1 protein-coding gene and 1 riboswitch are annotated in these 1,410 nt (G+C 62.0%); the gene reads left to right on the forward strand.

Translation table 11 applies throughout. From position 1 onward, the window contains the following. Positions 1–216: 216 nt before the first annotated feature. A riboswitch (SAM riboswitch) is annotated at positions 217–294 on the forward strand. A gap of 114 nt (positions 295–408) precedes the next feature. Then, on the forward strand, positions 409–1,410 hold a 1,002-nt coding region (gene metX / locus EN939_RS34140), incomplete at its 3' end, for a homoserine O-acetyltransferase MetX (protein WP_127271813.1).

The following is a 1,410-nucleotide window of genomic DNA, read 5'->3' on the forward strand; positions in this document are numbered from 1 at the left end:
CTCTTGCCCGGCACATAGGCGTCGATGTCCATGATGCCCGCACGCGGGGTTGGACGTGCCTGGTCCGGTGTCTGGCTCATGTCGCAAAATCCGTCGAGAACGCTTCCTCGGGGAAGCCGCAGCGGAAATACAAGCCGTGGCCTGCAATGTCGAGAGGCGACAGCCATCGCCCAGGGCTGGCCGTTGACGACGGCGCGCCACAGCCCTAGAAGGGGTGCGAACTTCCGTGGTGATTTGGCCGGTCGGCTTGCAGCCACGTTAAACAACTTGCTAAAGGGCCGTTTGCATCCTGTAACCGGCTTTGCGACCGCAATGCCGGTTTTTTGTTGTCCGCGCCGGCCGGACACCCGTATCGGCATCGACTTTCGACAAACGCGATGCGTGGGCTCAAAGTGTGAGATGGATGTCATGGCCGTTCTGCGTGCCCGCAAAACCAACAACGAGGTCGACCAGCCGTCGAGCCCGGTTTTGCGTTTTGGATCCGACAAGCCGCTCAAGCTGGACGCCGGCACGCTGCTTTCACCGTTCCAGATCGCCTACCAGACCTACGGCACGCTGAACGATGCCCGCTCCAACGCCATCCTCGTCTGCCATGCACTGACCGGAGACCAGCACGTCGCCAGCACCAATCCGGTGACCGGCAAGCCTGGCTGGTGGGAAGTGCTGATCGGCCCCGGCAAGATCATCGACACCAATCGCTTCTTCGTCATCTGCTCCAATGTCATCGGCGGTTGCCTTGGGTCCACCGGTCCGGCCTCGACCAATCCCGCCACCGGCAAGCCCTATGGGCTTGACCTGCCCATTATCACCATTCGCGACATGGTGCGGGCGCAGCAGATGCTGATCGACCATTTCGGCATCGAAAAACTGTTTTGCGTGCTCGGCGGCTCGATGGGCGGCATGCAGGTGCTGGAATGGGCGTCGAGCTATCCGGAGCGCGTCTTCTCGGCGCTGCCGATCGCCACCGGCGCGCGCCATTCCTCGCAGAACATCGCCTTTCATGAGGTTGGCCGCCAGGCTGTCATGGCCGATCCGGACTGGCATGGCGGCAAATATTTCGAGCACGGCAAACGCCCGGAAAAGGGCCTGGCGGTAGCGCGCATGGCCGCCCACATCACTTACCTGTCGGAAGCCGCCCTGCACCGCAAGTTCGGCCGCAATCTGCAGGATCGCGAAGCGCTGACCTTCGGCTTTGACGCCGACTTCCAGATCGAAAGCTATCTGCGCCACCAGGGCATGACCTTCGTCGATCGCTTCGACGCCAATTCCTACCTCTACATGACGCGATCGATGGACTATTTCGACCTCGCCGCAGACCATGGCGGCCGGTTGGCCGACGCTTTCGCCGGCACGAAAACCCGCTTCTGCCTGGTGTCCTTCACCTCGGATTGGCTGTTCCCGACCGAGGAG

The organism is Mesorhizobium sp. M7A.F.Ca.CA.002.05.1.1 (genome assembly GCF_003998335.1).
In the GTDB taxonomy this organism is placed as follows: Bacteria; Pseudomonadota; Alphaproteobacteria; order Rhizobiales; family Rhizobiaceae; genus Mesorhizobium.